Below are 26,279 nucleotides of genomic sequence, written 5' to 3'. Positions count from 1 at the left end.
GTCACGCGGGTCAGGCCTGTTCGCTCAATCCGGCCGAAGCCGGTTGAGCGCCTTTTCGAACGCCGCCTCTCCACGGCGCGAAAATTCTGTGATGCGGCCGCCGTCGAGGACGACGATGCGGTCTGCGAGTGCTGCCTCGCGGCGGATATGCGTGGCGATCACCAGCGTCCGGCCTTCTGCTTCCAGCGCGAGGCGATGCAACACGTCGCGGGCGGTGCGGCCATCCAGACCTTCGGTCGGCTCGTCCAGCAGCCAGAGCGGGGTGTCGCGCAGGAAAAGACGCGCGAGCGCCAGCCGGCGCGACTGACCGCCGGAAAGCCCCATGCCGCCTTCGCCGAGCGTCGTGTCGAGGCCCGACGGCAGTGCATCGACATCGGCGAGCAGACCGGCGGCGGCAAGCGCATTACGCAGTTGATCGCCGTCCGCATCGGGTGCGGCAAGCCGCAGGTTGCCGCGCAACGTGTCCTGGAAAAGCTCGGTCCGCTGGGTGAGCAAGGTCGCATCGAGTGCCGCCGCGATCCCGGCTGCCGGCGGCAATTCACCGGCAAGCAGCGAAAGCAGCGTCGATTTGCCGGCACCGCTCGAACCGACCACGGCAATATGCTCGCCACGGCGCAGTTCGAGCGTCACGTCCAGCAATGCCGGCCTTGCCGCCCGGTCATGCGCAACGGTGATGTTTCGGAGCGCGAAGGCCAGTTCATGCGCCGGAGCCCCTGGTGCGAAATCGGCTTCAGTGGCGGAAAGTCGTGGTGCGATGCGTTTGGCCGCCAGGATCGTCCTGCCGAATTCCATCGCGCCGCGGCGCAAGGCGGCAAAGGGTTCGGTGGCGGCGAAAGCGACGAGCACGCCGAGCGCGGCAACGGGCGCGGTGATCGCGCCTGCCTGCATCAGCACGGCAACGCTCAGCAGCGCCGCAGCCAGAAGCGCGGCGGAGAGAAGGCCGAAGCCGAAGGTCACGCCGGTCTCGATGCGGTTCAGCCGGTCGTCGGCGTTTGCCGCATAGGCATCGGCGGCAACGATTGCCTGCTGTTGTGCGGCAAGACGATCTGCCATGAGAAGATCGGTCTGTCCGGCGACGAGATCGATGGTCCGCGACCGGATAGTTTCGATCCCGTAAGCGCGGCGTCGCGCCGGCTTCAAAGCCAGCCGGCCGGCAGCGAGCGGCAGGCCGAGCCCTGCCAGAACAAGGCAGAACCCGAAGAACAGGCCAAACAGCGGATGCATGAGGCCGAGCGTCACGCTGGCGACAAGTGCCGAGCCGATCGCCACGGCTGCCGGCACGAGAATGCGAAGGTAAAGCGAGTCCAGCGCGTCGATGTCCGCGGTCAGCCGGAAGAGCAGCCGGGCAGGCCGGTTGAGAAGCGTACGTGCCGCGCCAGGGGAGGCCCAGCCGCGGAACAGGCGCTCGCGAAGGGCGGCAAGCACGGCGAGCGTCGCGTTGTGGGTCGTCAGTCTTTCGCCATAACGCGCAGCCGTGCGCAGGATGGCAAGAAAACGGATGCCGGCCGATGGCGCAAAGACATCGAAGGTCGCGGCGACAGTTGCCGTAAGGCCTGCAAGGGCAGTTGCGGTAATGAACCAGCCCGACAGGCCGAGCAGGGCGATGCCGGCTGTGACGGTTGCGGCCGATAGCGCTGCGCCAAGCAATAGTTCCCTGCGATGCGTCTGCAGGAACAGGCGCAGGACCGGCTTGATATCCTTGAGGAAGGTGGTCATTCGGCAGCCTCCGGAAGGCTTTCGCCATCAAGGCGGATGGCATGGTGCATGCGGGCGGCCAGCAGCGGGTCGTGGGTGGCGACGATCAGCGTGCGGCCCTGCGCGAGGGCGAGCAGGCTCTCGGTGATCTCGGCAGCCGTATCGGCGTCGAGATGCGCGGTCGGCTCGTCGGCGAGGATGATGCGGATATCGGGATCGCAGGCGGCCCGCGCGATCGCAAGGCGCAAAGTCTCGCCGCCGGAGAGGCCGATGCCGCTCTCGCCAAGCGGCCGATGCCCGTAGGCCCGTGCGACACGGCCAAGCCTTGCAAGATCGAGTGCGCCCGAGATTTTCGTCGCCGTGATGCCGGGCCGTCCCAGCGCAATATTGCCGGCGACGGTCCCCGCGAAAATATGCGGCTTCTGGCCGATCCAGGCCATCTTGCAGTGACCTGTCGCGCTGCCGCCGATCAGGATGCGGCCCTCATCGCAGGGTGCCAGGCCGGCGATCAGCGACAGCAAGGTCGATTTGCCGGTACCGCTGGCGCCAAGCAGTGCGGCATGTTCGCCGGCGGCAATTTCGAGGTTGAAACCGGAGAGGATGGGCTGATGATCCGGGCTGTAGCGAAAGCAGACGTTTTCCAGGCGGATATCGAAGGGCTTGTTTGCGGTGGAGGCCCCGGCCGGCTCGTGGTCGGGAAGCGTCATGCCGTCGACAGCAAGCCTTTCCAGCGCCTTCAGCGCGGCCTCGCCCGAAGCGCGGTCGTGCCAGACGGCGGAGAGTTCACGCAACGGTTCGAAAAAGGCTGGTGCCAGCAGCAGGACGAACAGGCCCCGCGAAAGGTCAAGCCCACCCGACCAGGCGCCAAAGCGGATTTCGCCAAGCAGGCTGAAGCCGACATAGACGGCGGTCATCGCCACGCCAAGGGCTGAAAAGAGCTCGAGCACGGCGGAAGACAGGAAGGCAATCTTGAGCACCGCCATGGTGCGCATGCGGAGCGACTCCGCCTCGCCGCGCAACCGAAGTGCTGTGGCGTCGACCGCATCGAGCGAACGGATCGTTGCAAGGCCGCGCAGCCGGTCGAGCAGGAAGGCGTTGAGGCCGCCTGTTGCGACAAGCTGCCTTTCGCTCGCAGCCTGGGCACGCCAGCCGATCAGTGCCATGAAGACCGGAATGAGTGGCGCGGCGATCAGCAACACGAGCGCAGCGATCCAGGATATCGGAAAGATGCAGGCGAGGATGACGAGCGGCACGAGGCTCGCCTTCAATCGAGCCGGCTGGAAGCGAGAGAGATAGGGCACGATCAGCTCGGCCTGTTCGCCAAGCACGCTGGCAGCTTCACCGGATGCAGGCCGGCCGGCATCGACAGGAGAAAGGCGGGCGAGCAGACGGAGGGCGGTTGCGCGTTTCTGGCTGAGCGCGGCGCGCGCGGCACGAAAGGCAAGGCGGCCGCCAGCCGCATCGAGACAGCTTTTGACGATGCCGAGCAGGAGAATGAAGATCGCCGGCCAGAGAACATCGGCAGGGCCGCCGCCATCGGCCAGCCGCCCGACGGACCATGCGAGCAGACCTGCCTGCGGAATCCAGAGGACCGCCGCAAACGCCTGCAGCATGGCAGCACCGCGCAGGCGGCTTTTTGTGCTGGCCGGCTTGCATGCCTCGTCCCTGTCAGCAGGCGCTTCCGCTTCTTGCCGGTCTCTTGCGTCGAAGAAAGCACTGCCCATGGCGCTAACTCTTGTTCGCAGAATTGGGACGGCGGCGGCCAAGCGAAACGACCCTGTCCTTGGCCTCCAGCAGCTTGGTCACTTTCGCGCCCAGCGAGAGCAGCGTCGCAAGCCTTTCTGTTTCAAGTTGTTTTACGTCTTCATACCAGTGCGTCAGCTGCTCGATGAGCGTGTGCATCTCGCTCATGCGTTCCTGCGCGTGGCGCTCGGCCTCGCTTGCCGGGCGCTGCATGAGGATTTCGCGCAGCATCGAAAGCGTGGGGTCGACCTCGCGCTTCTTGCGCTCCTCGGCAAGCGTTCTGAGGATCAGCCAGACATCGTCTGGCGTCGTGAAGAAGTCGCGCCGGTCATCCGGCTTGTGCCGCAGAAGCACCAGGTTCCAGGCCTGCAGCTCGCGAAGGCTCATGGAAACGTTCGAGCGCGATATGCCAAGCGCATCGACGATCTCCTCGGCGCAGAGCGGCGAGGGCGATACGAAAAGAAGGGCGTAGATCTGGCCGACCGTGCGGTTGATGCCCCAGCGGGACCCCATTTCGCCGAAATGCAGGACGAAGGACTGAACGAGAGGCGGAAGGTTCATTATCGTTTCCGTTACGTCTGTGATTTCAGAAATTTCTGAAATCACTATACAGACTTTCGCGCTGACGCGGCAATTGCCCGGCTTGACCTGCGTCAATTTGGATAGGTGTTTCGGCAGTCTGTCTCTTCATAGACCGACGCCGCGTGCCTGGAATTGACTTAAGTCAAATCTCGCAAACAAAAACGCCCGGCGGGTCCGTCGGGCGTTGCGGTTGCAGGGGCGCGGGTCTCAGATGGGGCCGCTCAGGATGCTGGCGCCGGCACCGGCAGCAAGACCGCCTGGGGCGGTCAGGACTGCGGCAAGACCAGGCATGCCGCTCTTCAAGACTGCTTTCATTGTGGAATTCCCTCCGTTTTTTCCGGTACTGCCGCCGCCGGTCCGTCAGTCACGGTTAAAAATCGCGCCACCGGGCCAGTGCGGCGAAATTTCACCGTCAACGAAAAGGGTAGGAATAGGAGTTTCAAGCGTTTGCATCATGGGCATATGCCCGGTTGAATGGCGTCTTCACAAGCGCCGTTCAACCGGATTATCAATCGTATTGCGGAGGCGAAAGCTGATGCGTCTCGAGGAGGAGCCTATGACGAATATCGAAAGACCGCTGGCGATCAGCGCGCCGGAACCGCGCACGCTCGATCTGATCTTCAGCGACAAGGCGCGTGCCGAACTCAATGCGAGATACGACATTGTCGAGGCCGATCCTGAAAATATTGCTGGCCTCGGCGACGCTGTTCTCGGCAGCGCGCGCTATATCATCGGTCAGCCGCCGCTTTCGGCGGAAACGCTCGACCGCATGCGGCAACTTCGCGCGATCCTCAATGTGGAGAGCAACCTCCTCAACAACATGCCCTACGAGATCCTCTTCCAGCGCGGCATTCATGTGGTGACGACCGGGCAGGTTTTTGCCGAGCCGGTGGCAGAGATCGGACTGGGCTTCGCACTCAGCCTTGCCCGCGGCATCGTCGATGCCGATGTGGCTTTCCGCGAGGGCCGCGAGCTCTGGGGTGGCGAGGGCAACGCAAGTGCCCGGCTGATAGCGGGTTCCGAGATCGGCATTATCGGTTTTGGTGATCTCGGCAAGGCGCTGCGGCGGGTTCTGTCGGGATTCCGTGCCAGGATCAGGGTTTTCGATCCCTGGATGCCGCGCTCGATCCTGGAGGAAAACGGTGTGGAGGCCGCAAGCCTCAACGAGGTCTTGGGACAGAGCGATTTCGTCTTCGTCGTTGCCTCCGTCACCAGCGAGAACAGAGGCTTCCTCGGCGCGGATGCGTTCGCCAGCATGCGCAAGGGGGCGGCCTTCATCCTGCTAAGCCGCGCCGATGTCGTGGATTTCGATGCCCTGATGACCGCCGTCGCGTCAGGCCATATCGTCGCGGCAAGCGATGTCTACCCGCAGGAACCGCTGCCCTCGGACCACCCGGTGCGCAGCCTCAAGGGTTTCATCCGTTCAGCCCATCGCGCCGGCGCTCTCGATGTCGCCTTCAAGAAAATGGGCGACATGGCGCTTGAGGATATGGATCTGATGGACCGCGGCCTGCCGCCGATGCGCTGCAAGCGGGCGGAGCGCGAAACGGTGTCCCGCATGCGCTCCAAACCCGTTTCGGTCAATTAAGCGGCGCGCTGGCCGGTGCCCTGGATGGCGGCAAGCTTCCAGTCGGCGCCGGGCCTGCGCACGAAAGTCCAGATCTCCGTGCTTTCGCTCGGGCGACGGTCGTCGCCGGAGACGAGGCGGCCGCTGCTGCGCTCGACCATCGCGTCGATCGAGGAATAGCGCATTGCAAGCGTTGCGTATTCCTGCCCGTTCTCACGCCAGGCTTCGGCAATATCACCCTGCAGCAGCTTGACGTCGGAAACCTGGTTGCGCACGCCGTTGGTGGCGTTCTCGCCGAGTTCTTCGGCAAGATAGGACATGGCTTCCGGCGTCGTCAGGCGGCGCAGCGCGCCGTAATCTTCTGCGCCGTAGGCGGTCTGAACCTTGGTCAGCAATTCCTCGAACTGGTCGAGGTCGGCCTGGGCAAGGCCGATCTCGTCGCTCGGGCGTGTGTTGCGCTGCTGGCTGCCGGAGCCCGAACCGATTGCCGGAATGTGGAAAGACGAACCGCCACTGGCCGGCGACATGTTGTAGGATTGCGCTCCGCCATAGCTTTGCGCACCCGTCCCATAGGACGGCTGGCGCCGATTGGCGAAGAAGCGCATGGCGAGCATGACCGCTCCGAAGATCAGCGCGATCTGCAGCAGCATGCCGAGGAAGCCGAAGCCGCCGCCGAAACCGTGGCCGAGCAGCATGCCGAGCAGGCCGCCGGCAATCAGGCCGCCGATCATCGAACGGCCGAAACCGCCGAAGAGGCCGGGACGCTGCTGGGCATAGCCGGGCTGCTGAGTGTTATAGGGCGCCGTCGTCTGCGGGCGCGGCGTCATCGAGCGTTCGATGGGGGCTGCCGGGGCAGGCGCAGTCTGCGTGACCGGAGGCGCGCTGAAGGTGCGCGTGCCGCGGCTTCCGAAACCGCCAAAGCCGCCGGCGCGGCGCGCATCGGCGTCCCCGATCGAAGCAAAGACGGTAGCGCTCGCAAGAACGGCGATTGCCGCGATCCTGGCAAAACGCGAAACAGCACTGGGCATTCTTTCATCTCCTATCATGCGCTGAACGGCATGTTCGCAGATAATATAGGTATTCTTTCTGCCCTGTGAAGTTGTGCGCCGTTACTGGCAGACATCGACCCATTCGGCCCCGGTGATTTCCGCCAGCCTTTCGGTCGGAATGCGCACCGCGGAATTGGTCGAGCCGGCAGCCGGAACGACCTCGTCGAACTGTTTCAGCGACATGTCGCAATAGATCGGCAGCGGGGCCGGCAGGCCAAAGGGGCAGACCCCGCCGACCGGGTGGCTCGTCACCGCCAGCACCTCCTCGGCATCCAGCATGCGCCCCTTGCCGCCGAAGCTGTCCTTGAATTTCCTGTTATCGAGACGTGCCGTGCCGCTTGCGACGACCAGCATGGTGCGCTCGCCGACACGGAGGCAGATCGTCTTGGCGATCTGCGCTGGCTCCACGCCATGCGCTTCGGCGGCAAGGGCAACGGTGGAAGAACTGCCGGGTGTTTCGATGATGGTAATGTCTGGGGCATTGGCGGCGAAGAAGGCGCGGACGGATTCGAGGCTCATGAGACAGGATACTTCTGAATGGACAATCGATTGACGCCGCCTGAGGCGGCGTGGAACTCACGCGTTCGCCGCTCAACTTAATATTTAGATCCAAGAAAATTCAATCGCTTAGTTCGCCGGAAAAAACTTCTGGCCACCGCGGAAGGCGATCTGGATTGCTCCTGGATTCTAACTCATGGATATTGCTTGAAAAATTGAAGACGCAGCGCCTTCGCCCATTGAGGATAGCCAGTGAGCAAGCCAAACTATCGGGATATCGCCCGCGTGGCAGGTGTGGGAACCGCAACCGTCGAGCGGGTCTTGAACGGTCGCGGCGGCGTTCGTCCCGCACTGGCCGAAAAGGTGATCATCGCCGCGCGCAGGCTCGATTATCCGCGCATACTTCCGGATACGCATCGCGGCCTGCTGCGCATCGAAGTATTGATGGTCCGTCCCGAGACGACCTTCTACCAGCGGCTTTCCAAAGCGTTCGAACGGATTGCCGCAACCCTGGATCCGCTGGTCGTCGTCCACCGCAGCTTCACCGAAGAAATGAAGCCGGAGGAGATTGCCCGGCGCATCCTGTCGACGGATTTGCCACGCGCCGGTCTCATTCTTGCCGTGCCCAGCAGTCCGGTGATCCGGGCAGCCGTCGAAAAGGTGATCGCTCGAGGCTTGCCGGTCGTTCACGTCGTCACCCGCGCCTCGGATCGCTCAGGAGAGTTTGTCGGCATCGACAATTATGGGGCCGGGCGCACGGCTGCGCTGTTCATCAGCCGTATGGCGCGCCGGCAAGGGCCTGTCGTTGCGATCTGCCATCCGATCTATCAGGTGCATCGCGACCGTATTCGTGGATTTTCCGATTATTTTCTCGAGCATCCAGGCCCCGTCAGCTTCCAATGGCTGGGTTTCGGCCACGATGAGGAGCATATCAGCGCCGAACTCCTGCTCTCGGCTCTGAAAAACTATCCGGATCTCGCCGGCCTCTACAATGCCGGAGGCGCCAATTCCGCATTGATCGACGTGCTGCGGCGTCATGCCCACGATCGCGGTATCTTTTTCGTCGGCCACGAATTGACGGACTATACCCGCAAGGCTCTGCAGGACGGCGTCATGGATGTGGTGCTCGACCAGGCGCCGGAAGCACAGGCCAGGCGATCGCTCGATCTTGTCCTGCGCCGCATCGGTCTGACCGATATCGAGCCGGATCGCGCGCCCATTCGCTTCATCACCATCACCAAGGAAGCCGTTTGATCTGATTTGATCAAGAATGGTTTCGGCGCCGCGATGCTCTCCTGCTAGTTTTGAAACATGGAGGAGAGACGGAGCGTGACGCCGGATCGAGCATGCCGACGCTCTCTTTCAAAAGAACTTGTGCGGAGGGGAGGATAACCGCTTCGCCCGGAGGAGAGTGAAATGGACGACCTGAAATTCGGCACGCGCAACAAGCGCGGTGACTGGGCGCCGAACAAGCCTGTCGAAACCGCGCCGCTATTTGCCTTTCCGCCACGGCTGAAGGCCGTCCTGAAATGGCTGCCGCATTATTTCTTTCCGTGGAATGCGATTTTTGCCGCATCCGCCGTCGCCTATTGGGCCTGGGTCGTTCCGCCGATGGAGACGATGAGAACCCCCGGTTTCGGCTGGTTTGCCTGGCTCTATGCCGTCAACGCAATCTGCGTCCTGCTCTTCTACGGCGCCTTCGAAGTGCATCTCTACGTGCTGAAGCGGCAGGAGAACCGCTTTAAATATAACGGGAAATTCCCTGCCGAGCAAAAGAACAAGGCCTTCTGGTTCGAAAGCCAGAACATCGACAATATATTGCGTACCTTCCTTTCGGGTGTGCCGATCTGGACGGCAATCGAGGCCGGCATGTTGTGGGCCTATGCCAATGGCTATGCGCCGTGGCTGAGCTTTGCCGAACGTCCCTGGATGCTTGCGATCGTCGCGCTGATCGTGCCGCTCATTCACGAATTCCACTTCTTCTGCATTCACCGGCTCATCCACACGCCGTTCCTCTACAGGTGGGTGCATTCCGTCCACCACAACTCGGTCAACCCGTCGCCCTGGTCGTCGCTCTCGATGCATCCGGTCGAACATCTGCTCTATCTCGGAACGGCCTTCTATCACCTGGTCCTGCCGTCCAACCCGATCCTCATGCTCTATCAGCTTCACTATGCAGGCTTTGGCGCCATTCCCGGTCATGTCGGCTTCGACAAGATCGAGGTCGGCGAAGACAGGCTGGTGGATAGCCACGCCTACGCGCATTACCTGCATCACAAATATTTCGAGGTGAACTACGGGGATGCGCTGATCCCGCTCGATAAGTGGTTCGGAACCTGGCACGACGGCTCGCCCGAAGGGGAGGCCCGCATGCAGGCGCGCTACCGCCGCCGCAAGGAAAGGCTTGCGGCCCGCAAGGCCGGCCGGGAGATCAAGGGGGCGGCCGAATGAGCTGGATCACCGCCTGCAAACTCGACGATATCGAACAGGAGGGCGCCATTCGTTTCGACCACGGCAGCCGCACCTATGCCATCTACCGCGGTCCCGACGACAGCGTCTATTGCACCGCCGGCCTCTGTACCCATGAGGCGATCCATCTCGCCGAAGGTCTGGTCATGGATTTCGAAGTGGAATGTCCCAAACATTCCGGCGCCTTCGACTATCGCACCGGCGAAGCCCTCAGACTTCCGGCCTGCGAGAATCTGAAGACCTATCCCGCCGAAGTCATCGACGGGGAAGTCCGCGTGGCTCTCGCCTGAGCCTGCACAAGCTGCAGGCCCAGGTGGCCTCCGGAATGTTTCGGGTGGCCCGGCACCCAATGGGAGGAAATTATGAAGTCATTCTGCGTGGCGGCCATCCTGGCCGCCCTGACGGCGAGTGCTGCCTCGGCCGAAACGATCGGCGTGTCGATGCAGAGCTTCGACAACAATTTCCAGACGCTGCTGCGTGAGGGCCTGAGTGCAAGAGCATCCAAGGCGGGGGGCGTTACGCTGCAGATCGAGGATGCTCAGACCGACGTCTCCAGGCAGCTCAATCAGGTGAATAATTTCATCGCCGCAGGGGTGGATGCCATCATCGTGACGCTTGCCGACACATCGGCCGCACCAGGTATCAGCGAGGCGGCGGAGAAGGCCGGCATTCCGCTCGTCTATCTCAACCTGCAGCCCGACAATATCGACAGATTGCCCGCCAAGCAGGCCTATGTCGGCTCGAAGGAAACCGACTCCGGGCGGCTGGGGGCCGAAGCCGCCTGCGAAATCCTGAAGAGGAACGGAAAGACCGGCGATGCGCAGGCCTATATTCTGATGGGTGATCTTGCGCATCAGGCTTCACGCGACCGCACCTCTTCCGTCAAGGAAACGCTTGCCGCAGGCGATTGCAAGGGGGTCACGATCGCCGACGAGCAATCGGCCGCCTGGACACGTACCAATGCCATGGACCTGACCACCAACTGGATTACCGCCGGCCGTCCGATCGATGCGATCTTTGCCAACAATGACGAAATGGCGATCGGCGCGATCCAGGCGCTGAAGGCGGCGGGTGTTTCGATGGACAGCGTCGTGGTCGTCGGTATCGACGCGACGCAGGACGGCCTGGCGGCTATGGCGAATGGCGATCTGGATGTCACCGTGTTCCAGAACGCAAGGGGACAGTCCGCAAGCGCACTGGATGCGGCGGTGGCCCTGGTCCGCGGTCATAGTGTCGACAAGCAGGTCATGGTGCCCTTCGAACTCGTGACGCCGGCCAATATGGCAGATTACGCCCACCAGAACTGATCCTCCCCCGGCCGGCGTCTCCTCCTCACGAGCGCCGGCCCCTTTTTCATGGAGAGTTTTATGAGCGGCATTGTCATCATCGGCGCTGGAGAATGCGGTACACGTGCGGCATTCGCCTTGCGGGAGGCCGGATATTCCGGAACGATAGTCCTGGTCGGCGCAGAACCGCATCTGCCATACGAACGACCGCCCTTGTCGAAGCCGATGGATGGCGCCGTGCAGATGAAGCTGATCTGTACCGACGATGCGCTGGCCGCCGCCGGTATCGACTATCGCAGGGGAGTGTCGGCTGCGACGCTGGATGTCGACGCTGCTACCGTCATCTTGAGCGACGGTCGGCCCCTGACCTATGAGAAGCTGTTGCTGGCCACCGGTGCGCGCCCGAGGAAGCTTGCCTGTCCGGGCGCCGAGCGCACGCTCGACTTTCGCACTCATGCCGATGCCGAGGCAATCTTCGCCAATGTCCGGGCAGGCGGAAGTGTCGCCATTATCGGCGCTGGTCTGATCGGTATGGAACTCGCGTCCGTCCTTCGCGGCAGGGATGTTGCGGTCAGCATCATTGAAGCTGCCCCCAAACCGCTGGGGCGCGCCGTTCCGCCGCGCTTTGCAGAGGGATTGCATGCCAGACACGTCTCAGAGGGCGTGAGCTTCCATCTGGATCGCGGTGTCGTCGCTATCGATGACGACGGCGTCCTTCTGGCCGACGGCAGCAGGGTCCAGGCACAACTCGTCGTCAGCGCCATTGGTGTCGTGCCCGAGATCTCGCTGGCGCAGCAAGCCGGGCTGGCGACGGGCAATGGTATCCTGACAGATGCCTGTCTTCGCACCAGCGCAGCCGATATCTTCGCGGCAGGCGATTGCGCGGCTGTAAGCCAACCGGGCGGAGGCCATGTCCGCTTTGAAAGCTGGAGGAATGCAAGAGATCAGGCAGCGACTGCTGCGCGGAACATGCTCGGCGCGGCCGAGCCCTTCGCCGCCATTCCCTGGTTCTGGTCCGATCAATATGATCTCTGCCTGCAGGTGGTCGGGCTGCCGCAACCGTTCCATCGCAGTATCGTCCGTTCGTCCGGCGACAAGGAGATCGCGTTCTATCTGGAGGATGGGCGCCTTGTGGCGGCCGCCGGCCTTGGTGTGGGCCGCGCCGTGGCCAAGGATATCAAGCTTGCGGAAATGCTGGTTGCTGCCGGGGTCACTCCCGATCCCGCCGCTCTTGCCGATCCTGACGCAAACCTCAAGATGCTGCTGAAGAGCGTGCGGGCGGCATGATGCAGAAGCTCCTGATATTTCAGTCGCTCTGGGCCATGGAGCGCCGACGGGCCGACGGATATGAGCGCAGCCTCGACGAGAATATCGCGATGATTTCGGAAGCTGGCTTCGATGGCGTCAGCGCTCACTATACAAACCGGGCCGACGTCGTGAGGCTCAACGACGCTCTCCGCGGTACCGGGTTGAAGATCGAAGGCATATGTTTTCCCCGCGGCATCGAAGATCTGCGGCTGCCCCTGGAGCTTGCCGCGGAATTTCCGGTCAGCCATATCGGTCTGCAGCCGGATATCCGTCTGCGCCGCATCGAGGATTGCCTGCCGATCCTGGATGGCTGGATGCAGCTTGCCCATGATGCCGGCGTACCCGTCTTCATCGAAACCCATCGCGGCAGGATGACGACGGACCTCTTCTTCACCCTGGACCTGCTGGACCGACGGCCGGACCTGCCGCTGCTGGCCGATCTCTCGCATTTTACGGTCGCACGCGAGTTTGCCTGTCCTGCCGATCCCGAAACGGATGCCCTGATCCGTCGCATCCTGTACAATGCCCATGCCTTTCACGGCAGGGTCGCGTCGAGCGAACAGGTGCAAATCGAAATCTCGTTTCCGCACCATCGGCCCTGGGTCGATCTCTTCCTGCAATGGTGGGACTGTGGCATGCGCGACTGGCGCAGTCGCGCGGCTTCGAATGCCGAACTGGTCTTCACCTGCGAACTTGGGCCGCAGCCCTATGCGATCACCGGGCGAGACGGCAACGACACGACCGATCGATGGGCCGAGGCACTATCGCTTCGGCAGATGCTCCGCGATCTCTGGGACGGGATATGACCGTCATGGCCGCCTCGGCTGCAAACCGGCAGGAGTGATCTCATTCTGACATTTGAAATCACCCCTGCCGGGCAATTGCCTGGCATCAGTTGTAGCCGGCTGGACCTACTCATCGGACAAAGCGAGATCACGGCGCAGCCACGAGGGGAGAGCGTCAATATTGTTCACCGCGCGACGACGTTTCCACCGGGCAACAATGGTTGCGACGAGGATCTGTCGAAAGCTGAAGCGTGAGCAAAGTTCGCTCATGGATGCCGCCAGGCTCTCGCCGGCGTATTGATTGTTCATGATCATCTGCGGTCAGGATCCTGAACCGCCCTTCTTTCAAGCTGAGACTGCGCAACGCGACGGCGCGGACGTTACGCGCCCGGACGCTGCGTGCGAAACGGGTGCCATCTTCGGATGGTGAAGCCTGAAAGGTCTCGGATCTAATCGAGAGGAAGGAGCTTCGAAAGCCTATGCCAAAGAGGCGTTGGATGAAGAAATATCTGTCATTGCACGCCTCCATTGTTGAAAACTCTGGCGCAATTATTAGCCGATTGCGAAAATGCAGGCAAGAGCGCGGATTTCTGGTTCTTCGACAAGTTCGATGGCCAAGCCGTGGTGCCAGACGTTGCGCCAGCAGCTTTGGATGTCGATTCCGACCGGCAGTTGGCACTGCATTTCTGTAGGAACCGGCCAAGTCTGACTTGAATCGCTATACTTTGGCCACTGTTTTTGCACGGTATTTTCAGAAAATTTTTCAGGAAAATAATCCTATTTGGCGCGGATATCGGGATGGTTTGACGCAGGAGTCTAAGTGTTTGATCCAGCGTCATTTTCGCGAGTGACAAAGGTCAATCCAGGAACCGCCACTGCCCCCCGCTCATCAATCACCGGATGAACTTGTCGCGTGCCGGGGTCCTAGCTTCAGCCTGCAACTCCCTAAGCCCGCGGAAAGTGTCCGAGAAACTTCTCAGAAAACGTGCGAGAAGTTTTCCAGAAAGTTGACGGAAAAAATGCGTTGCGCTAAAGGAGGCTGCACCAGGAGGTTTGAATTCATGATTCCCGCAATTGTTCTCAAGCGCGTCCGCGAAGGCGCGAACATCAAGCAGTCTATTTTGGCGGAGAGGTTGGGGGTCAGCGCGAGCGTCGTATCTAAACTCGAGAAAAGCGAGCATGCCGACGAGACCATGGCACGGCGCTACCTCGAGGCAGTCGACACGGACGATGCACGCGCTGTCCTTGCCTACTACGCGTTGCCGTGGACGATAACCAGCCGTCCATCCTTCCAACACCCTGATCGTGACGCCCTGTGGGAAGCCGAGCAGGCCTTGCAGAAACTCGAGGAATTCGAGCAGAGTGAAGAGTACGATACTCTGCTTTCAGTCCCTCTGGACCAGATCCGCAGCAATCTCGAAACCTCTGCCGAATTCGTAGGCGAAATCGATCATTCGCTGGCTTTCGTCGGTGCGGTGGGGGTCGGCAAGACTACAGCCCTGTCGCTCCTGACGGACCTGACGATCGCAAGTAAAACGGGGCAACTGCAGCCGGTGTTCCCGGCAACGGGTGGCCGTACGACAACTAGCGAAGTGCAGATTAGGAAAGCTCCGGCATATGGTATTGCCGTCGAGCCGATGTCGTCCGACGAGGTCCGTCTCCTTTTGGTCGAGATGGTTCAAGCAATTGCCGAAGGCAAGGGTGGTGTCTCTAGCGAGCTGGACCGCGCCATCCGCAACATGTCAGATCTCAAAAAGTCACGCGACCCCAAGGACGTCAAGGCGCTCCTCGACCCGATTAAGGATATGCTGGAGGCGGCCCAGGGTAACCAGGATGACGTCACCGAAGAAATCTTCAACCGGATGAAGCTCAGTGAGCGTACTGAAACGCAGCTAATTATGTCGGAAACCAATGAAGACGGCCTTCGCTGGCTTTCCGAAAACATCACTAAAATCAACTTTGGGCAACATTCCCGGTTTTCGTTGCCTCAGCGAGTTGTGGTATTCGTGCCGCCGGGCGTAGTGCGGCCGTCGAAATACGACCTCTCGATTATTGACACAAAGGGTATCCATGTCACGACCGAGCGCGCCGACCTCCAGCAGCTCTATAATGATCCGAGGACTTTGACTGTCCTTTGCAGCGCCTTCAATGACGCTCCCGGGTCGGATCCGCTGAAGCTCATGAAGAGCATGGTCGAGCTCGGGTCCGACGCCATCGAGCGCCAGCGCGTGATGATCCTTGTTCTGCCACGCGGCGACGAGGCATTAAAGGTCGTGGACGACAGCGGTGAACCAGCCGAGTCAGTGGAACAGGGCTACGCTTTGCGCCTCGCGCAGGTCGAGAATAGCTTGGCGGAAGCGGGTGTCGGCCATGTCCCAACGGTCTTCTTCAACGCGATGGATGGCTCGGCGCAGCATGCGTGGCAGGAAATCGAAGACCGTGTCGGTGCCCTGAGAGCCCATCAGGTCGAACGCCTGCAAAGGTTCGTCGCCCTATCACATGACCTCGTAACGAACGCTGACGCCGCCCGCATCCAGCAGGCACGCGTGGCGATTGAGGCCGAAGTGCAGTCAGCCGTTAAATCTTATCGTCAGTTGCCGAAGAGCGTCCGGCCATCCCATCAGACGCTTATCGAACAGATCAAGTCGGGGCATCCGAGTTCGATAGCCGCTGCGATCACTCGAAGGGGCTCTTGGTTGCATTTTGAAATCCATCACTTCGTCGGTGCCGGGGTTCGCGCGGACGCCAATCGCCGGTCCAGCGACTACGTAACGAAAATCACGGGCCGTCTTGAGAGCCTGCAGGAGAAGTTCAGGCCAATTCCCGAAATCACCGGCCTTCTTGAGACACTTGTCGAGGATCTCCGTGACTGGCGTCAGGAATTTCTCCAGCGTGCCCAAACGATCGGTCGCAACACGTTCAAACCATATCTGGATGCGTCGGCCGAGTTCTGGTCGAACCTCGAGTCTCGCTATGGCGGTGGTCGCGGATACCGCGAAGATATCGCCGACATGGTCCAGGCCTGGTTCGAGGAAACGCCGAAGCTCTCGGAAGCTCGCGACAAGGTTGATGCCCGCCTTGCTGACGCATGGGCGGAATTAGTCTTGAGCCGTTTGCTGGAAGCGACCCGTGTTGCCAACGAGTAATCCTAGTTTCAAACTCGCTACTTGGGATGCTAGATATTCCGTTGCAATGTCATCGCCTCGTTCCTATCGGGGAAGCGCGTTCAGAGGAAGCTTCCAATTCGGAGCGCGGCGGCTTTGTTCCTCAGCAGGGATCAACCATTCAGGGTGCTGACGTAGAGGGTGGCTGGGGGAAAGTTAAATCGCGCGGGACAGGCGGAGTACTTTACCGCGCGAAATTGTCGCAGCCTATGGATTTGACACTAGAAATCGAGAAAAGGGCCCGAGGGACCCTTCGACATTAGAGAGCAAGCTGCTTCTCAACCTGGGTGCGAATGCGTTTGTCCATCTCTTCCGTCCACGGCCGTTTCGCGCGCTTGGCAGCTGCCTTAGCGTGTTCGCTGTACATTTTTACCAAGGTCTCGACGGCACCCGCGCGCTTTTCCTTCGCCGAGGTAAGCACCTCGCTCCGAAGCGATTTTGAAATCAAAGCTGACATCTCGTGACCCTTTCTGTGCTCAGTCGTACAGACGCAACGACTCCGAGCCCTATCCCCTTTTCAACTAGAGCATTTGGACTCGTATGCGTCAAGCGGTAGGATGCTGCCCACCAAAGGTTAACATCCTGTGCCCAAACGCCTACGTCTGCGCTCGGTTCCTTAAACTTTTTCGGCTTTTTGTCAATCGGCCGAGGGGGCGCCGTTGCAACTTTATCGATAGTCAGTTAGGCGTCGCAAAGTTGTTTTCAAGGGAATGACGTCGCATGCCTGAAATTCGTGAACTGAAAGTTGGTCTGGCGATCCAAAATATGTTGCCTGAAGGGACCTACCCATTCTTTGATTTGGGCGAGGGCGCCATACCGGGCCAAACTCCCGAGCTGACGTTCCGCGAACACTGGGGCGCACCCCCTGTCTGGCCCACTGATCTCTTCGCCGTTACGGCGCACCTGATCTATACCTCCGGGTTGCTCACCTATTTCGAACCCGATCCCGATCACTCCGACAATACGGATGCCTACCCTCCTTGCTTTTCCATCAGCAAGCAGGAGCGTGACGAATGTCTGGCGGCCGGAGCGACTTGGGCAACCAAAAAGTCTGTGCCCGGGCTTGCTACTACGCTGTGGAAGGTCCTGGTCAAGGCGCACAAGCAGACCTTGCGGGCTTCGCTCAACACGAAGAGAGGCAGCGCGGCTCCGGCTTGGTGGGCCGCGGCTGTCAAGTTGATCCTGATTGCTGACGAAGCATGCGTTGGCCTGGGTGCGCGCGCCTCCGCCGAGCATCCTGATCGCTGGATGATCGACCAGTTCGAGATCTTCAACGCGGCACCTTTCTCCGGCAAGACCCTGTCCGGTACGACGGCATACCGAGCTGGGCGGCAGAGGGCCACTTTCGGGGTCTTCTCTGATCCGGATGTTGGGTGTGTGCAGCCGAAAAGCCGCATTTCCTCCGTGGGATGCAATTTGCGAAATCTCACTCGCAACGCGGCGTACATCCCCCACGTTGGGAGTGTCAGGTGTCACTGGCAGCAGCCGATCGCTCAGAAAGTCGGCGAGGAGGCCGACGACCTCGATGTTCTGATCGTCCCGCTGCCCTTCGAAATGAAGGACGCATGGATCGTTCAGGACAGCAATTCCAAGCCCGAGCCGACGAAGCGGCCCAATTGGGGTAACTTCGAGATAAGGCAGGGCTGGCTCGAGGATGAGAAAGGTCTCATCGAACTCATTCTCGGCGAATTCAGGAAGGCGCTGGCAGCCCTCAAAGCGAGAAGGACGGCCGGCGCATTGAATGGCGTCGTTTTTCCCGAATATGCTCTCACCGAACCGTTGTTCAACAAGATCTGCTCATATCTCAAGAAGGAAGAGCCAGGTCTCGAGTTCGCGATTAGTGGTAGCAGCAGCAACTGCGAGGGCGAGACCGGAAACTTCGTTCTTACCGCGATGTGGCCTGTAGACAGGACGGTCAACGCTCCGGTCGACGACCGCTTCCTGTTGACAAGCAGGCGCAAGCACCACCGCTGGAAACTCTCCCCCTCCCAGATCAAGACCTATGATCTCGACAACATTCTCCCAAGTTTGAAGGACGGCAGTTCATGGTGGGAGCGGCACACCATCGCGCAGCGGGAAATCCACTTCTTCCATTTCAGGAAGACGTCCGTTCTTACCTCGATGATCTGTGAGGATCTCGCACGCAGTGACCCGTGTCACGACATCCTGCGAGCTATCGGTCCCAACCTCCTTTTCGCACTTCTGATGGATGGCCCACAGACTGCGAACCGCTGGCCTGCACGCTACGCTGCAACACTCGCAGATGATCCCGGTACTTCCGTCTTGACCGTGACCTCGATGGGGCTGATGGATCGAACCAACAAGGCGAAGATCTATGACAAGCCCTCTTATACCGTGGCTATGTGGCGCGATGAAACCGGGGTTACGCGGCCGCTGGGGCTGGATGAGGGAAGCAAATCGATACTGTTGACCCTCAAGCCGCATGCGATTGTCGATCAGACGATTGATGGGCGAGCAAACACCCAGTCGTGGTCGTGGCGTTACGAACAGTGCATCAGCCTGTAGTCGCCGAGGCTAGAACCCTGCGGGATGTGTGATGCAAAGCGGTTAATTCTCCCGACGCCGTCGCAGTAAATCATTATCAGCGGCATCATCACACCCACCTGAGCGTCGGCGGGTCGCTCGGCTTTAACGGCAAACGCCAGCGACTCGTGGAATCATGAAGGGGATTTCTGTTTGTATCTGATAGAATGGTCCGGCCGTTATCGATGCGCTGCAAGCGGAATCTCGCGCTTAAGAATTCTGATGGGCTTCGCGGCCCCACGGGCCGCAATCTTTGATCGAAATCGATACCCGGAAACTTCGCGAAGCAAATAGTCACAGGTGACGGCTTCTGCCCGAGCTCCTCCCGTCTGACAGATCAGTCAGTACCACCGATCGGAAGCTAGCTTTCCTCTCGATATTTCGTCGCGACAAGTGACGACTACGAGCCGTCGCTGCCTATTTTGTTCACAAATGTTCTCGTTGGGGCTTGCCCTCTCGCCCGTTTCGGCCGATCGTTTTGTTGTCGGCCTGAAAGCCAAAGCAAGCCAGGGGGAAGTATGATCATCAACACTCGTACCTATCGAAACATCATAGAGCGCCTAATCGTCAGCAAGGTGATCGACGCGATCTTGTGGGCAGGATTTGAGGTCGCAGTCGATGACGAGGAGCGACGGCGGGTACTAACAGCAACCCGTGACCGATCGGCAATCGACGCCGCGTTATTTTCCGGAGGGCGAAACCGGATTTACGCGATAGGTCGCAACAGGGAGGCATGGGTGGAAGTAGCGTATGGCAACGGGTTCGGAAAAGATCCTATAAGTATGTATTCCGGATCCATGGCGACCCTTGGCCTGCTGAAAGCTGCTGACCAGACGATCGCCGAAATCGAAGATTGGATCGATCGCGAGCTTGGGGGATGTCCCGCAGATTTGGCTAGCATGAGATTTCCGATCGAAACGGCCTACAACGACGAATTCGTACGGTCAGCTTTCGAAGATTGTTTGCGGGGATCGGAGATGTCCACGATGGTTGGCTAGGAACTACATCACGTCGTGGAAGAGTTCTGCAGAATGTGTCTTCTCGAGGATAATCCACTCCCAAAAGACAAGGACCAGCTCCCGCCGGTCTTTGATAACGTGTCTATACCGTGATCGCGGGATCGGACGCGGCACGTTTGATCATCGCGGATCGCGTGCGGAGATATTCAGTTCCGAAGTGTCCACAACGACGCTGCGAAATATCGCGGAGCCGCCCGAGGCATCGAAGCCCACGTTGGCGAATTCGCCATCCAAAACCATCTGCAACACGCGCACGCGGGATATTTTCATCATTGCGGCAGCCCGGTGCATCGAAGTCATTCCGGGCTTTCGCGAGCTCGCCCGCTTCCGCACCTTTGCCTTCAGATTTTCGATTTCTGAGATAGACACGCGGTCGCTGCTGTGTAGCGGAGCTTCCATCCTTTTACCGATCCGCTGCAGCAGGCCGTATTTGATCATGAGCCTGCAATCCATCGACGAACAGCCGAGCATCGTTGCCGCTTGGGCGACAATGCAGGACTTCGCGAGCGAGGAGATCACACGCTCTGCCTGATCCCGCCTTATGAATGAGCGGGCGACAGGAGGCGATGTGTCGTCCGTCGCGAGCAGGTTCGCCACGATCACAAGCGAAGCGCTCGACTCCGCCGCCACTTTCGAAATCGGTAGCCAAGTTTCCCGGTCAGCAGCCGCTATTTCAGACGCTTGATACAGGAATGTGCAGTGTCGACCTACGAAATCGGCTACCAGACACGAGAGCCGTCGGATTGGGGGCTCGCGATTCCGTAACTCACGATACAGCCAATCTAGCGTCTCTATGCCGTTCCCTCGCTCGTTGGCGATCCTCTTGAGCGCGAGCTCCAGCTCGAAACCGCCATGGCGGAGCGCCCGGAACGCGAGGTTCACTGCGTTGGGATCTTCACCTGCTTCGGCCATTTTGCTCCGACGTCCGCCGACGACGGCACTGCCAAGGATGCGGCATAGCTCGATCCCGGCGTCCAGATCAAGGTTGTCCAATATGCCGCCGTGGGCACGTTTTCCCGCTAGGCGGTCCATAATGAAAGTCTCGAGCAATGTCGGAATGCGCCGATTTCCGGTGCGGGCATGCTGTTGTATCCGACCGCGGAAATCGTCGACCAAAAGACAGAAGTCGTAGCTTTTTTTCCGTTGCAGTGATGAATACGGCAGCGCTGTCAGCTCAAGTCCATGCCGCGTGCAGGTTCCGACATCGGCGAGTAACCATACTGCCCGAGCGTACTGACGTGTGCCGGGCATGCGGGATTTTTCTTGTTCGTCGTCGGAGAGGCAATCCGGGCATACACGCAGATGCAGTTTATCCAGTCTTGGCGGGAGTCGCTCCCCACCGGACCGAGCGACCCTATCGGTGTCGCCAACTAAGCGGCGCGATATGAGCTCTTCCTCGGGATATCCGAAGATAACGGCAAGCTTGGCAATCTCGCGACCATTGCCCGTGGCTATCGCATCGGCCTTCAGTCCGAGGTCTGAGCAAAAGGCGTTCATGGACAACCGTCCGTTCGCGCGGGCCATACGGGAGACGAAACTGGTCAAAAGCTCGTCTTCGAAAAAAGGCACTCGGAGCAGGCCTTTGGCGAAGCGCGGTATATCGCATATGTCGGATTTAGCCATTTGAAGCCGATGGGCAATCGGAGCGTAGGTAGTTGCCTGCGACGACGGCCCGAAGCTCTTTTGCGTCGACGAGCAGACTGGCTAATAGCGGATGATCTTCGAGCCTCGCCACTTTCCGGAGCCGTTTTCGCAAAAGAATATCGAGGAACTCGGCACGCGAGCAGCCAGCGATCCGTATCGCTTTCCGGACAGATACCATATCCGCAGCAGGTTCTACGAGTGTTGGCTCTAGGCATCTTCGGACGTTGTGGACATCTTGCCGAGAATATCGTTGTAGGCTGCCAGGCACCTCGCCAGCGCCGGTCTGGCGCAGAAGCCGCTTGATGAAGCCGCTCTCAACGAGAAGATCAAAATCCCTCCGATTACAGCCCAGGATCTTGCATGCGCCCGCGGTATCGAGCGCCCCGCGGAACGAGGCGACGACCTCGGCCGAAATGTCGGGGGCGATAAGGAGGTTTTTTGCGCGGCGATGGCCCGGACCAATGAATCCGAGGACAACCAGGTGCCGATACAGGACTTCTTCGGAAAGTCCGGCTTCGGAGGCGAGATCGCGAAGCGTCGTCCAACCGACGTCCACTTTCCCGAAAAGGGGCGCAGCAGGATGAATTGGACGGCACGCAAGGGCGTGATCGCGTAAGATCGCCTTGAGCCAGTCATAGGCGACAGGCTTTCGCTCGAGGACATGATAGAGACGCCCGTAGAGCGCTTGACCTCCGCCGACCCTTCCGGGTTTCACGTGCCCGACGATGCGGTCGAGAGCTTCGCGGACGCCACTCTCGCCCCGTGCAAGCGCATGGTAACCCTCGTCGAGAGCTCGCCTCCTGGCGTTGCCGTCGATTTCCTTGACGTGATAACTGTGGCCGAATAGCAAACACGTGCCCAGCAAATCCGAAAGCTCGATCGTCATTGGTAGTGGCAATCCGTCGAGAAACGCATTTCCGGTTGATTGCCCGGGGAAACGGATCTCGACGAACTTCTCGAACGGTGTAGGGACGCGATGTTCCGAAAGCAGTGCCGGCGATGAAACGTTCTTATACGGAGCATCCAACCAGAGGCAGATATCCGACAAGTGCTGCCCCTTGTACTGGCCGTCGGCGATCTCCAATGCCCGCCCATGTTTCACGCAGGTCATCATACTCTTGAGCATCCAGCGCGCCCGCAGATACCGCCGCGTTCCGGGCATTCGTGGTCTGTACCGTTCGTCCTCTTCTAAGCATTCAGGGCAATACCGAAAGCCAGTGCGGCAGAGCATGCCCTTCTGAAAGTGGTGTCCGAAGAGGAAAGTGCTGCCGTCCTCGCAAACCCTCAAGGCTTGGGCCATAAGGCGGTCCGGGTCGTATCCGAGAAGAGTGGCAAACCTTTCGATCGCCGTCGAGTGTCCGTTGCGGATAGCTCGGGCGTCGAGTCCAAGGTCGGTGCAGAACGCAGCCATCCGCGATGTGCCGTTCGCCCGGGCCGTTCGTGAGACGTGGCTGATCAGAATCTCGTCATCGAAGAGAGGAACGCGAAGCAAGCCGCTCATTCGGAAGCCTCTTCTTCTTCCAGCAGCTCGAAGGACCTGGAAATTCGGCCCTTCTTCGTCACGTGCCGTTGGATGCGATGCCAGTGTTTTACGACGAAGACGTTCGAGTCTTTCGAGCAGTTGGATAGCCGTTTGTAGCCCCTCTCGAAATGGCCGACGAAAAGGTTCCCTGTCGCCTGGTTGTCGAAGAGGGCGACCTCGATGGACATTTTGATCAGCTGAATCGTCATACCGAACCGCCATAGGCCGCCGTGCATCAATCGCCGCATGAATTCGTCGCCCGCCGGAATCCCCAGCTTCAACCTGCAGCTGCCGGCGAGCGCTTTGAGGATCTCGCGCGTGTTGTCGATGTCATTCTTGTCATTTGCGAGGTTGTCGATCTCGACCGTGCGCACGCGGCGGGCCATTTGGAACCATTGGTCACGCTCGATAACGTCGAGGACGTCGGGTACCCCAGCTACGATGATCCACAACGGCCATTCCGGATCCTGCATCAGTTCCTTCACCGTGTTGGTTACGTGCGCGGCTCCTTTCGCCTTTGGAGCCATCACCACATGCTGGAACTCGTCGAAGAAGATCACCTTCACCATCTTGGCGCGGAGGCGGCGGCGCACCAGCGGCCAAAGGTCGGTTTCCTCCGGCGTCCTGACCACATCGTATCCCGTCGCGCCAAGGATTGCCCTTCCAAGCGATTTCGGTGTGCAAGCGGGGGGTGTCTGGACACGGATGGCGAACTGGACGGTGTTTCCGTATCCGTCGTCGAACTTTTGGAAGGCGGGGTGGGAATCCAACCTTTGATTGACGAGCGTGGTTTTTCCCGCGCCCGAGGGTCCTACAACGGCAACCGCATATCCATCGCGGACCTGTGGGTCGAGAATATACGACTTGAAGAGGTCCAGCTCCATATCCAGCTCCTGGTCGTTGTCGGACTGGACGTAGACCTCATTGAGGCCTGCGAGGAGTTCTGCGCGCCGAAGACCGACATCGTCCATGCGGGTCCGCAGAAGCTCCCTCAGTCTTTCGCTCTGATCGAGGGTGCTCATGCCTCATTCTCCCGGTTTCTTGCTGGTGATAAGAATCGTCCGCTTCGCTTTCGGCTCCTCGGCCTGCTTCCAGACCTCGTTTCCTTTGGCCTTCGAAAGACGCCCCGGCTTGACCTCCGGCTTTGTGCGGCGGTTTGGCGAGGGTAGGGCGGAGGTGTCGACGCGCCGTGATGCGTCGCCGTCGACACCGCCTTCGCGAGGCCGTTCGTCGTCGGAGAGGAATGCACTGGTGTCGTAAGTCGCCGCGCCAGCCGGATTGAAGGGATCGACTACGACTGTCGGCTCGCCATCCCCTTCGGCCGGAAGTTCGTCTTCCACCGAGTATACTTCATTAAATTCGCCCGAAGCGGCATCGGAAGAAGGTTCGCCGAAGTCGTACCTCTGAGGCTGACTGTAGGCGAAGGCGCCTCGGAGCTTCTTTTCGAACTTCTCGATATCGTCCGAAGTGGTGATACGGAAGTCGAGGTTGTTCTTCTTTCTGGAGAGTGCGATTTCCTCCTTCACTGCGCGAATGGCGACATCCACCGTTTCCTGGCTGTAGTCGACTTTACGACCGTGCCTCTTGGTCAGGAAACGGATGGTTTCGGTCCATTCCCACAGAGATACGCCTTTCAAGCCGTCGTGGACCGCCGGGATCTCGACCCATTGATTCAGGATGGGGTGCTTGACCGAGATCGACGAGATGTCCTGGTCCGCGAGACGAACCACGAGCTCGCGTCCGTACCACTTTGTGCTCACCTCAGTGAGTTTTGGAGACGCGTAGAAATTGCCGGCGATCTCGATACCCCGGTTGCCGATCGTCCGTTTAAGCGTGACACCGAAGATATCGCGATACTGGGCCGGCGTTGGAGGCGGAGCCACGCCGCCCTTTGACGTCTGGCAGTACATTTCCCAAGCTTGCAAGGGTGTCATGCCCAAGGAGCGGTGGACGGTGTTGTGATAGCAATCGACGATGAGACGAACCAACAGCGCGTACATTTCTTCGTCGGTGATATGGGCATGCTTTTCGGGATCGTGCTGATCCTTTAGGAGGATGTTCGAGAACGTTTGGGCGTCGCCGAAGAGGTGCGCGTAACGCTGGTTGATTGTCCTGAAGAAGCGCTCAACCCGCGCTCTGAGGTGCGGATGTTTGGACGGCGGAATACGGCGTCGTCCGGTGAACATCATAGCTGCAACTTCGAACTCGACGCAGACGTATGCCGCTCCCCCGTCCGTGTGGAGCCACTCGGGAGTGCCTCGTTGTGGCCATCCCGAACGCGCACCAGTCAGGGCGGCGATCTTGTCCTTGTCCTGCGCGATCATCGCCATGGTCGCCACGCCGGAGTGCTTGTTGGGAGCGCCGGGCAGGATCTTCATGGCGACGACGGAACGGGTGAGCGCGTCAAGCGCCACCGAAAGCCAAAGACGTCGCTTCTTTTTCAACCGACGGCGGATCGGCCCGGCAAGGCGACGCCAGAGGTCCTGCTTTGTGAGGACCGACACCACGTCGAGCAGCTTTTCGTCCATTTCCACGATCTGGAGCGGCCTCTCCGGCTGTAACCCTTTCAGGCTCGGAGTGTGCTTCCGCTGGACCCGGAGCTTGTTGGTCGTGCGGCCGCTTTCGTTCGCGAAATCGCCCGCTTCCCTGATAAGACGGCAGAACTGCGAGTAGGAGGGAATGCGATAAGGTGCCTCCCTGGCTCTGTTGTCGCGGTCCATGTCCTCCCACGCGGCCTTCCTGGTTGGCCGGGCCGTAGTCCGAAAGTCGTCCGCGTATCTAAGAGCGAACCGCAATTCCGGTCCGCTCAACGACGATCCGATCGCGTTTCCGCCACCATTGCGCGGCATCAGCGCAACGGCATCCAGCGCGCCTTCCTCGTACCTCCTGAGAAGGCGGCAGAACTGGCGGGCTGAGACGAAGAGTTTACGGTTCTTGCCTTCCTTCAAAAGATACTCGTGGGCGGCTTTCACCAGCTCAGGGTTTTCCGCTTTGAAGCGGTCCATGAACGCCGCAATGCTCTCCTTCGACCGAGAGACCGTATTGCCGGTGTCGTGTACATCCGCCTCTTCCGCGAGGAAGTCAGTGGCCATCGCGGCACGCAGCACGATATCGGGTGGGGCTTCGAAAGACCTGGACGCGCTCGCGCGCAGTAGCGCGCTTCTTGCGCCGAAATGCCCTTTCTCGATCGTGAGCCTGCCTTCGCCGTGCAGCTCGTAGATTTCGCGCCACGTTAGAGGAAGGGTTCGAATTACCTTCTCGTCATCCGCGGTGCGGAGCACCGGTCCCTCATGCCGTTCCTTGATCAGGATGTATCGACGTTCGTCGAGGATGACCAAGTCGTCGCTGCCGACCGTGTATCTCGTGTATGGCTTATCGTGTTCGTTCTTCAGTGCGTTCTGCAT

General features: G+C 60.1%; 21 protein-coding genes. 10 read left to right on the top strand and 11 right to left on the bottom strand.

Annotation, left to right across the window (positions count from 1 at the left end; genetic code table 11):
• Positions 1-24: 24 nt before the first annotated feature.
• Genes ACFPWW_RS14795 through ACFPWW_RS14785 form a run of 3 tightly spaced genes read right to left on the bottom strand, consistent with a single transcriptional unit; the run spans position 25 to position 3,999 of the window.
• Positions 25-1,716 (bottom strand): amino acid ABC transporter ATP-binding/permease protein, encoded by a 1,692-nt coding sequence (locus tag ACFPWW_RS14795; protein ID WP_377312285.1) that lies wholly within the window; start codon positions 1,714-1,716, stop codon positions 25-27.
• Complete coding sequence (gene cydD / locus ACFPWW_RS14790; protein WP_377312283.1) at positions 1,713-3,419, bottom strand: thiol reductant ABC exporter subunit CydD; 1,707 nt, start codon at positions 3,417-3,419, stop codon at positions 1,713-1,715. The genes ACFPWW_RS14795 and cydD overlap by 4 nt, the downstream gene beginning before the upstream one ends.
• Positions 3,420-3,423: 4 nt before the next feature.
• Positions 3,424-3,999: a GbsR/MarR family transcriptional regulator gene (locus ACFPWW_RS14785; protein WP_112756057.1), complete on the bottom strand. Its 576-nt coding sequence runs from the start codon at positions 3,997-3,999 to the stop codon at positions 3,424-3,426.
• A 577-nt stretch (positions 4,000-4,576) separates the two neighbouring features.
• Between ACFPWW_RS14785 and ACFPWW_RS14780 the strand changes: the two genes are divergently transcribed.
• Positions 4,577-5,608, top strand: coding sequence for a hydroxyacid dehydrogenase (locus tag ACFPWW_RS14780; RefSeq protein ID WP_377312282.1), 1,032 nt, complete (start codon positions 4,577-4,579; stop codon positions 5,606-5,608).
• Here ACFPWW_RS14780 and ACFPWW_RS14775 read toward each other — a convergent pair.
• Both ACFPWW_RS14775 and ACFPWW_RS14770 read right to left on the bottom strand, forming a co-directional pair.
• The gene (locus ACFPWW_RS14775; protein ID WP_112704436.1) at positions 5,605-6,615 is read right to left on the bottom strand and encodes a Tim44 domain-containing protein; all 1,011 of its coding nucleotides are present in this window, start codon (positions 6,613-6,615) and stop codon (positions 5,605-5,607) included. The two genes, ACFPWW_RS14780 and ACFPWW_RS14775, sit on opposite strands and share 4 nt — an antisense overlap.
• Positions 6,616-6,696: 81 nt before the next feature.
• Positions 6,697-7,155, bottom strand: coding sequence for a YbaK/EbsC family protein (locus ACFPWW_RS14770; protein ID WP_112704437.1), 459 nt, complete (start codon positions 7,153-7,155; stop codon positions 6,697-6,699).
• Positions 7,156-7,386: 231 nt separating this feature from the next.
• Here ACFPWW_RS14770 and ACFPWW_RS14765 point away from each other — a divergent pair, with 231 nt between their 5' ends.
• From ACFPWW_RS14765 to ACFPWW_RS14740, 6 genes are all read left to right on the top strand, one after another.
• Positions 7,387-8,388 (top strand): LacI family DNA-binding transcriptional regulator, encoded by a 1,002-nt coding sequence (locus tag ACFPWW_RS14765; RefSeq protein ID WP_377312281.1) that lies wholly within the window; start codon positions 7,387-7,389, stop codon positions 8,386-8,388.
• 162 nt (positions 8,389-8,550) lie between these two features.
• Entirely contained in the window at positions 8,551-9,585 is a 1,035-nt protein-coding gene (locus tag ACFPWW_RS14760) for a sterol desaturase family protein (protein WP_377312279.1), read from the top strand.
• The gene (locus ACFPWW_RS14755; RefSeq protein WP_112572470.1) at positions 9,582-9,893 is read left to right on the top strand and encodes a MocE family 2Fe-2S type ferredoxin; all 312 of its coding nucleotides are present in this window, start codon (positions 9,582-9,584) and stop codon (positions 9,891-9,893) included. Before ACFPWW_RS14760 ends, ACFPWW_RS14755 begins: the two co-directional genes overlap by 4 nt.
• A gap of 72 nt (positions 9,894-9,965) precedes the next feature.
• Positions 9,966-10,910 carry a substrate-binding domain-containing protein gene (locus tag ACFPWW_RS14750; RefSeq protein WP_377312277.1) on the top strand — a complete coding sequence of 315 codons (945 nt, stop codon included), beginning with the start codon at positions 9,966-9,968 and terminating at the stop codon, positions 10,908-10,910.
• 60 nt (positions 10,911-10,970) lie between these two features.
• Positions 10,971-12,176, top strand: coding sequence for an NAD(P)/FAD-dependent oxidoreductase (locus ACFPWW_RS14745; protein WP_377312276.1), 1,206 nt, complete (start codon positions 10,971-10,973; stop codon positions 12,174-12,176).
• Positions 12,173-13,003: a sugar phosphate isomerase/epimerase family protein gene (locus ACFPWW_RS14740; protein WP_377312275.1), complete on the top strand. Its 831-nt coding sequence runs from the start codon at positions 12,173-12,175 to the stop codon at positions 13,001-13,003. Before ACFPWW_RS14745 ends, ACFPWW_RS14740 begins: the two co-directional genes overlap by 4 nt.
• Positions 13,004-13,108: 105 nt before the next feature.
• On the opposite strand, the gene ACFPWW_RS14735 is transcribed toward ACFPWW_RS14740, so the two are convergent.
• Positions 13,109-13,297, bottom strand: coding sequence for a hypothetical protein (locus tag ACFPWW_RS14735; RefSeq protein ID WP_377312273.1), 189 nt, complete (start codon positions 13,295-13,297; stop codon positions 13,109-13,111).
• A 746-nt stretch (positions 13,298-14,043) separates the two neighbouring features.
• On the opposite strand from ACFPWW_RS14735, the gene ACFPWW_RS14730 reads away from it, so the two are divergent.
• The gene (locus ACFPWW_RS14730; RefSeq protein ID WP_377312272.1) at positions 14,044-16,128 is read left to right on the top strand and encodes a helix-turn-helix domain-containing protein; all 2,085 of its coding nucleotides are present in this window, start codon (positions 14,044-14,046) and stop codon (positions 16,126-16,128) included.
• Between the two features lie 277 nt (positions 16,129-16,405).
• Here ACFPWW_RS14730 and ACFPWW_RS14725 read toward each other — a convergent pair whose 3' ends face one another.
• Positions 16,406-16,603 carry a hypothetical protein gene (locus ACFPWW_RS14725; RefSeq protein WP_377312270.1) on the bottom strand — a complete coding sequence of 66 codons (198 nt, stop codon included), beginning with the start codon at positions 16,601-16,603 and terminating at the stop codon, positions 16,406-16,408.
• A gap of 263 nt (positions 16,604-16,866) precedes the next feature.
• Here ACFPWW_RS14725 and ACFPWW_RS14720 point away from each other — a divergent pair, with 263 nt between their 5' ends.
• Positions 16,867-18,672, top strand: a complete 1,806-nt coding sequence (locus tag ACFPWW_RS14720; protein WP_377312268.1) for a hypothetical protein — start codon at positions 16,867-16,869, stop codon at positions 18,670-18,672.
• 536 nt (positions 18,673-19,208) lie between these two features.
• Positions 19,209-19,688 (top strand): hypothetical protein, encoded by a 480-nt coding sequence (locus ACFPWW_RS14715; protein ID WP_377312266.1) that lies wholly within the window; start codon positions 19,209-19,211, stop codon positions 19,686-19,688.
• Between the two features lie 141 nt (positions 19,689-19,829).
• Here the strand turns inward: ACFPWW_RS14715 and ACFPWW_RS14710 are convergent, their stop codons facing one another.
• Genes ACFPWW_RS14710 through ACFPWW_RS14695 form a run of 4 tightly spaced genes read right to left on the bottom strand, consistent with a single transcriptional unit; the run spans position 19,830 to position 26,279 of the window.
• Positions 19,830-21,332 (bottom strand): TniQ family protein, encoded by a 1,503-nt coding sequence (locus ACFPWW_RS14710; RefSeq protein ID WP_377312265.1) that lies wholly within the window; start codon positions 21,330-21,332, stop codon positions 19,830-19,832.
• Positions 21,325-22,854 (bottom strand): TniQ family protein, encoded by a 1,530-nt coding sequence (locus ACFPWW_RS14705; protein WP_377312263.1) that lies wholly within the window; start codon positions 22,852-22,854, stop codon positions 21,325-21,327. The genes ACFPWW_RS14710 and ACFPWW_RS14705 overlap by 8 nt, the downstream gene beginning before the upstream one ends.
• Positions 22,851-23,897 (bottom strand): TniB family NTP-binding protein, encoded by a 1,047-nt coding sequence (locus tag ACFPWW_RS14700; protein WP_377312262.1) that lies wholly within the window; start codon positions 23,895-23,897, stop codon positions 22,851-22,853. The genes ACFPWW_RS14705 and ACFPWW_RS14700 overlap by 4 nt, the downstream gene beginning before the upstream one ends.
• Positions 23,898-23,900: 3 nt before the next feature.
• The gene (locus ACFPWW_RS14695) at positions 23,901-26,279 is read right to left on the bottom strand and encodes a Mu transposase C-terminal domain-containing protein (protein ID WP_377312261.1); all 2,379 of its coding nucleotides are present in this window, start codon (positions 26,277-26,279) and stop codon (positions 23,901-23,903) included.

The organism is Rhizobium sp. GCM10022189, assembly GCF_042656325.1.
Lineage (GTDB): Bacteria > Pseudomonadota > Alphaproteobacteria > Rhizobiales > Rhizobiaceae > Rhizobium.
The sequence above is the reverse complement of the archived record's forward strand: the minus strand, read 5'-3'. Positions and strand labels throughout refer to the sequence as shown.

Bases quoted from the DNA above. Each gene is read 5' to 3' on its own strand.
- ACFPWW_RS14795 (WP_377312285.1), bottom strand. From the start codon at position 1,716: ATGACCACCTTCCTCAAGGATATCAAGCCGGTCCTGCGCCTGTTCCTG.
- cydD (WP_377312283.1), bottom strand. From the start codon at position 3,419: ATGGGCAGTGCTTTCTTCGACGCAAGAGACCGGCAAGAAGCGGAAGCG.
- ACFPWW_RS14785 (WP_112756057.1), bottom strand. From the start codon at position 3,999: ATGAACCTTCCGCCTCTCGTTCAGTCCTTCGTCCTGCATTTCGGCGAA.
- ACFPWW_RS14780 (WP_377312282.1), top strand. From the start codon at position 4,577: ATGACGAATATCGAAAGACCGCTGGCGATCAGCGCGCCGGAACCGCGC.
- ACFPWW_RS14775 (WP_112704436.1), bottom strand. From the start codon at position 6,615: ATGCCCAGTGCTGTTTCGCGTTTTGCCAGGATCGCGGCAATCGCCGTT.
- ACFPWW_RS14770 (WP_112704437.1), bottom strand. From the start codon at position 7,155: ATGAGCCTCGAATCCGTCCGCGCCTTCTTCGCCGCCAATGCCCCAGAC.
- ACFPWW_RS14760 (WP_377312279.1), top strand. From the start codon at position 8,551: ATGGACGACCTGAAATTCGGCACGCGCAACAAGCGCGGTGACTGGGCG.
- ACFPWW_RS14755 (WP_112572470.1), top strand. From the start codon at position 9,582: ATGAGCTGGATCACCGCCTGCAAACTCGACGATATCGAACAGGAGGGC.
- ACFPWW_RS14750 (WP_377312277.1), top strand. From the start codon at position 9,966: ATGAAGTCATTCTGCGTGGCGGCCATCCTGGCCGCCCTGACGGCGAGT.
- ACFPWW_RS14745 (WP_377312276.1), top strand. From the start codon at position 10,971: ATGAGCGGCATTGTCATCATCGGCGCTGGAGAATGCGGTACACGTGCG.
- ACFPWW_RS14740 (WP_377312275.1), top strand. From the start codon at position 12,173: ATGATGCAGAAGCTCCTGATATTTCAGTCGCTCTGGGCCATGGAGCGC.
- ACFPWW_RS14735 (WP_377312273.1), bottom strand. From the start codon at position 13,297: ATGATCATGAACAATCAATACGCCGGCGAGAGCCTGGCGGCATCCATG.
- ACFPWW_RS14730 (WP_377312272.1), top strand. From the start codon at position 14,044: ATGATTCCCGCAATTGTTCTCAAGCGCGTCCGCGAAGGCGCGAACATC.
- ACFPWW_RS14725 (WP_377312270.1), bottom strand. From the start codon at position 16,603: ATGTCAGCTTTGATTTCAAAATCGCTTCGGAGCGAGGTGCTTACCTCG.
- ACFPWW_RS14720 (WP_377312268.1), top strand. From the start codon at position 16,867: ATGCCTGAAATTCGTGAACTGAAAGTTGGTCTGGCGATCCAAAATATG.
- ACFPWW_RS14715 (WP_377312266.1), top strand. From the start codon at position 19,209: ATGATCATCAACACTCGTACCTATCGAAACATCATAGAGCGCCTAATC.
- ACFPWW_RS14710 (WP_377312265.1), bottom strand. From the start codon at position 21,332: ATGGCTAAATCCGACATATGCGATATACCGCGCTTCGCCAAAGGCCTG.
- ACFPWW_RS14705 (WP_377312263.1), bottom strand. From the start codon at position 22,854: ATGAGCGGCTTGCTTCGCGTTCCTCTCTTCGATGACGAGATTCTGATC.
- ACFPWW_RS14700 (WP_377312262.1), bottom strand. From the start codon at position 23,897: ATGAGCACCCTCGATCAGAGCGAAAGACTGAGGGAGCTTCTGCGGACC.
- ACFPWW_RS14695 (WP_377312261.1), bottom strand. From the start codon at position 26,279: ATGCAGAACGCACTGAAGAACGAACACGATAAGCCATACACGAGATAC.